The sequence below is a fragment of the Streptomyces sp. SID1328 genome, from assembly GCF_009865595.1.
In the GTDB taxonomy this organism is placed as follows: domain Bacteria; phylum Actinomycetota; class Actinomycetes; order Streptomycetales; family Streptomycetaceae; genus Streptomyces; species Streptomyces griseoluteus.
Map to the genome: position 1 here is coordinate 1 of NZ_WWKH01000181.1, position 5,360 is coordinate 5,360.

The following is a 5,360-nucleotide window of genomic DNA, read 5'->3' on the forward strand; positions in this document are numbered from 1 at the left end:
GCCTGCGGCTCCGGCGGCCCCGGCGGCTCGGACGGCACCCTCACCGCGTTCGTGTACGGCGACGACGCGGCCAAGGTGCAGGCGAAGGCGGTCTCCCGGTTCAACGCCTCGGCGGCGGCCCGCGAGACCAAGGGCAGCCTGCGGCTGGAGAAGGTGCCCGGCGCGGAGTACCCGGCCAAGCTGCGCACCGCGATGGGCTCCCCCAACGCCCCGGACGTGTTCTTCAACTGGGGCGGCGGCTCCATCAAGGCGTACCGGGAGGCCGGCCAGATCCTCGACCTCACCGGCACCATCGCCGGCGACCCGGTGCTGAAGAACGGCTTCCTGCCCTCCGTCCTCGCCGCCGGGGCGCTCGGCGGCCGGGAGTACGGCATCCCGATGCGCGGCATGCAGCCGGTGATCCTCTTCTACAACAAGACCCTGTTCGCCGAGCACGGCCTGAAGCCGCCCGCCACCTGGGACCAGCTCCTGGACAACAACGCCAAGCTCAAGAAGGCCGGGATCACCCCCTTCGCCCTCGGGGGCGCCGACATCTGGCCCGAACTGATGTGGCTGGAGTACCTGGTGGACCGGATCGGCGGCCCGAAGGTCTTCGACCGCGTCAAGAACGGCGACCCGGCCGGCTGGGGCGACCCCGCCGTGCTGAAGGCAGCCCGGACGGTACGCGAACTCGTCGACGACGGCGCCTTCGGCAAGGGCTTCAGCTCGGTCGCGTACACCAACGGCGGGGCACCGGCCGCGCTCGCCAAGGGCAAGGCCGCGATGCACCTGATGGGGTCCTGGGAGTACTCCACCCAGCTCGGCAAGTTCCCGGACTTCGCCCGCAAGCACCTGGGCTGGTGCCCCTTCCCGGAGTTCGACGGCGGCGCCGGCGACATCCGCAACGTGGTCGGCAACCCCACCAACTACTGGTCCGTGAACACCCGTACCCGCAACAAGGACACCGCGCTCGCCTTCCTGCGGACCTGCGCCTCGGAGACCTACGCCCGCGAGCTGATAGCCAACGGCGACGTGCCCGCCACCGCCAATGCCGACAAGCTGCTGGACGCCTCCCCCAGCCCCGAATTCGCCCGCTTCCAGTACCGGATGGTCCGCGAGGCCCCCGCCTTCACGCTGAGCTGGGACCAGGCGGTCGACCCGGACGCGGCCACCCCGATGCTCACCGAGGTCAACAAGCTCTTCGTCGGCAAGTCGTCGCCGGAGCGGTTCGTGGCGGCACTGAAGGCGCTGAAGTGAGCGCCGCGAGAGGCGCCGGCCGCCCGCACCCCTCCTGGGCGCTGCCCGCCGTGCTGTTCTTCGGCTTCTTCGCCCTGGTCCCGATGGCCCTGGCGTTCGGCCTGTCCTTCACCTCCTGGAACGGCCTGGGCGAGCCGCGCCCGGCCGGACTGGCCAACTGGCACGCCCTGCTGACCGACGGCCGGCTCACCCGCTCGCTGGGCGTCACCATCGCGCTGACGGTGGTGAGCTGCGCCTTCCAGACGACCGCCGCCCTGCTCCTCGGCGTCTGGGCGGCGGGCCCGCAACGCAACCGGGCGGTGCTGTCGGCGGTCTTCTTCGTGCCGTTCCTGCTCTCCTCGACCGCCGTCTCGCTGCTGTTCTACGCCCTGCTCGACCCCAACTTCGGCATCGTGCCCGGCGACACCCTCGGCACGACCTCCGGGGCGTTCCTCGCCCTGGTCTTCGTCGGCGGCTGGCAGTTCATCCCGTTCCACACCCTGATCTACCAGGGCGGCGCCCGGCAGATCCCCGAGGTGCTCTACCAGGCGGCCGCGATCGACGGCGCCGGACGCCTGCGCCGGTTCCGCTCCATCACCCTGCCCCAGCTCCGCAACACGGCGGCGACCTCGCTGGTGCTGATGGTGGTCGGCTCGCTGACCTACTTCGAGACCGTGCTGATCCTCACCCAGGGCGGCCCCGGCACCGACACCGCGATCCTGCCGTACCTGATGTACGAGGCGGGCTTCAAGGCGTACGACTTCGGCTACGCGAGCGCCATCGCGTCCTTCCTGGTCGTGGCCGCCACCGCGCTGTCGCTGCTGCTGGTCCGGGTGACCGGCTTCGGCGCCATGCGCAGCACCCGGGAAGGGATGTGACGCCGTGAGCCGCCCGGCCAACCCGCTGGCGGGCCTGGGCGCGGTGATCTGGCTCGCCGTCGTCATCGTCCCGGTCTACGTCATGGTCTCGGTGTCCCTGACCCGCCAGGACGAGGCGCTCGGCAGCAACGCCCTGCGCCCGCCGCGCCACCCGACCCTCGCCAACTACGGCACCGTCCTGGACAACGGCTTCGGCCACTTCCTGGCCAACACCGTGCTGGTCGCGGCCGTGGTGGTGGGGATCGTCCTGGTGCTGTGCGTCCCGCTGGCGTACGTCGCCGTGCGCACCCGCGGCGTCTGGTCGGGCGGCGCGTTCCGGCTGTTCCTGCTCGGCGTGGCCGTCCCCGCCCAGGCGGTGGTGGTCCCGCTCTATCTGATGATCACCAAGCTGAACCTCTACGACAGCCTGCTCGCCGTCGCCCTGCCGACGGCCGCCTTCGCCATGCCGGTGTCCGTGCTGGTGCTCACCGGCACCCTGCGGGACATCCCCGAGGAGCTGTACGAGGCGATGGCGCTGGACGGCGCGTCACCGGCCCGGATGCTGTTCCGGCTGGTCGTGCCGCTGGCCCGGGGCGGCATCGGCACCGTCGTGGTCTACGCGTCCCTCCAGGCGTGGAACGGCTTCCTCTTCCCGCTGATCTTCACCCAGTCCGAGGACAGCCGGATGCTGACCCTCGGCCTGTTCACCTACGTCAGCCAGTTCGGCGTGAACATCCCCGCCCTGCTCGCCTCGGTCGTCCTCTCCGGCGTCCCCGTGTTCGCCGTCTACCTGGTGGCCCGGCGCACCCTGGTCGGCGGCCTGATGGGCGCGGGCGGCAAGTGACCGGCTCCCCCACGTCTCCCGACAGGAGTTCCATGACCTCCGCCGCCTGGCGCGACCCCGCCCTGCCCGCCGCCGAACGCGTCGAGGACCTGCTGTCCCGGATGACGCTGCGCGAGAAGACCGCCCAGCTGTACGGCGTCTGGGTGGGCGCCGGCCCGGACGGCGGCGAAGTCGCCCCGCTGCAGAGCGAGATGAGCGCGGTGCCGGACTGGGACGAGCTGATCGCGCACGGCCTGGGTCAGCTCACCCGCTCCTTCGGCACCGCCCCGGTCGACCCCGGGCAGGGCACCCGCGCCCTCGCCGCCGCCCAGCGCCGGATCGCCGCCGCGGGCCGCTTCGGCATCCCCGCCCTCGCCCACGAGGAGTGCCTCGCCGGGTTCACCGCCTGGGGCGCCACCGCCTACCCGGTGCCGCTCGCCTGGGGCGCCTCCTTCGACCCGGAGCTGGTGGCCGAGGTGGGCGCCCGTATCGGCGGTGACCTGCGCGCGGCCGGCGTCCACCAGGGCCTCGCCCCGGTGCTGGACGTGGTCCGCGACGCGCGCTGGGGCCGGGTGGAGGAGACGATCGGCGAGGACCCGTACCTGGTCGGCACCGTCGGCGCCGCCTACGTACGGGGCCTGGAGTCGGCCGGAATCGTCGCCACCCTGAAGCACTTCGCCGGATACGCGGCCTCGGCGGGCGCCCGCAATCTCGCGCCGGTACGGGCGGGCGCGCGGGAGCTGGCCGACGTGACGCTGCCGCCCTTCGAGCTGGCGCTGCGCGAGGGCGGGGCCCGGTCGGTGATGGCCGCGTACACCGAGACCGACGGGGTGCCCGCCTCGGCCGACGCCCGGCTGCTGACCGGGGTGCTGCGCGAGGAGTGGGGGTTCACCGGCACGGTGGTCGCGGACTACTTCGGCGTCGGCTTCCTGCGCACCCAGCACCGGCTCGCCGAGGACCGCGCCGGTGCCGCCCACCTGGCGCTGGAGGCGGGCGTGGACGTGGAGCTGCCCACCGTGGACTGCTACGGCACGTCGCTGGTCGACGCCGTCGAGGCGGGCCGCGTCCCGGAGGCCCTGGTGGACCGGGCGGCCCGCCGGGTGCTGCTCCAGAAGTGCGAGCTGGGCCTGCTGGACCCCGACTGGGACCCGGAGCCGGCCGGTCCCGTGGTCCTGGACTCCCCCGACGGGCGGGCGCTGGCCCGGCGGCTGGCGGAGGAGTCGGTGATCCTGCTGGAGAACCCGGCGGACCTGCTCCCGCTGGCCCCCGGCGCCCGGATCGCGGTGGTCGGCCCGCGCGCCGCCGACCCGCTGGCCATGCTCGGCTGCTACTCCTTCCCGGCCCACGTCCTCCCCCACCACCCGGGTGTCGCGCCGGGCATCGCGGTCCCGACCGTGCTGGAGGCGCTGCGGGACGAACTCCCGGACGCGGAGGTCACGTTCGCGCCAGGGTGCGGGGTCTCGGACGCGGACTCCTCCGGGTTCGCCGGGGCGGTGGCCCGCGCGGCGGAGGCAGACGTGTGCGTGGCGGTGCTCGGCGACCGGGCCGGGCTGTTCGGGCGCGGCACCTCCGGCGAGGGCTGCGACGCGGCCGACCTGCGCCTGCCGGGCGTCCAGGGCGACCTGCTGGACGCCCTGGTGGCGACCGGTACGCCGGTGGTGCTGGTGCTGCTCACCGGGCGCCCCTACGCGCTGGGCCGCTGGGCGGGGCGGCTGGGCGCGGTGGTGCAGGCGTTCTTCCCCGGCGAGGAGGGCGGCCCGGCGCTGGCCGGGGTCCTGGCGGGCCGGGTGAACCCCTCCGGGCGCCTGCCGGTGAGCGTGCCGCGTACGCCGGGCGGCCAGCCGTGGACCTACCTCCAGCCGCCGCTGGGCCTGGCGAGCGAGGTCAGCAGCCTCGACCCGACCCCGCTGCACCCCTTCGGCCACGGCCTGTCGTACACCGCCTTCGCCTGGACGGACTTCGGCCCGCCGGAGGCGGAGACCGGCACGGACGGCTCGTACGAGGTGACGCTGACCGTGCGCAACACCGGGGCGCGGACGGGCGCGGAGGTGGTCCAGCTCTATCTGCACGACCCGGTGGCCTCGGTGACCCGGCCGGACGTACGGCTGGTCGGCTACCAGCGGGTCGAGCTGGCGCCCGGCGAGGCCCGCCGGGTCACCTTCGCCTTCCACGCCGACCTGGCGTCCTTCACCGGCCTCGCGGGCGTGCGGGTGGTCGAGCCGGGGCTGCTGGAACTGCGGCTCGGCCCGTCCGGCGCCGAGGTCCGGCACACCACCCGGCTGCGGCTGACCGGGCCGGTTCGGGAGGCCGGGCCGGACCGGGTGCTGCGCTGCCGGACCTCGGTGACACCGGTGGGGTAGGCCGGGAACGGCGAAGGCCGCCCCGGTCGGAACCGGAGCGGCCTTCGTACTTGAGCGCTGGGCAGGGATTGCACCTGCATTTCCCCGCAGGAAGCGGGGCGTCTT

At 73.9% G+C, this 5,360-nt stretch carries 4 protein-coding genes; all 4 read left to right on the forward strand.

Going from position 1 to position 5,360, the window contains the following annotated elements; all coding sequences use genetic code 11:
* Positions 1 to 1,236 (forward strand): extracellular solute-binding protein (locus GT030_RS05560; protein WP_161200112.1); only part of this gene is annotated, 1,236 nt, incomplete at its 5' end.
* On the forward strand, positions 1,233 to 2,093 hold the full coding sequence (locus tag GT030_RS05565) for a sugar ABC transporter permease (RefSeq protein WP_161200113.1): 861 nt from the start codon (positions 1,233 to 1,235) through the stop codon (positions 2,091 to 2,093). The genes GT030_RS05560 and GT030_RS05565, both read left to right, overlap by 4 nt.
* A 4-nt stretch (positions 2,094 to 2,097) precedes the next feature.
* Positions 2,098 to 2,916, forward strand: a complete 819-nt coding sequence (locus tag GT030_RS05570; RefSeq protein WP_161200114.1) for a carbohydrate ABC transporter permease — start codon at positions 2,098 to 2,100, stop codon at positions 2,914 to 2,916.
* Positions 2,917 to 2,948: 32 nt separating this feature from the next.
* The gene (locus GT030_RS05575; protein ID WP_161200115.1) at positions 2,949 to 5,255 is read left to right on the forward strand and encodes a glycoside hydrolase family 3 N-terminal domain-containing protein; all 2,307 of its coding nucleotides are present in this window, start codon (positions 2,949 to 2,951) and stop codon (positions 5,253 to 5,255) included.
* The last annotated feature ends 105 nt before the right edge of the window (positions 5,256 to 5,360 follow it).

Bases quoted from the DNA above. Each gene is read 5' to 3' on its own strand.
- GT030_RS05575 (WP_161200115.1), top strand. From the start codon at position 2,949: ATGACCTCCGCCGCCTGGCGCGACCCCGCCCTGCCCGCCGCCGAACGC.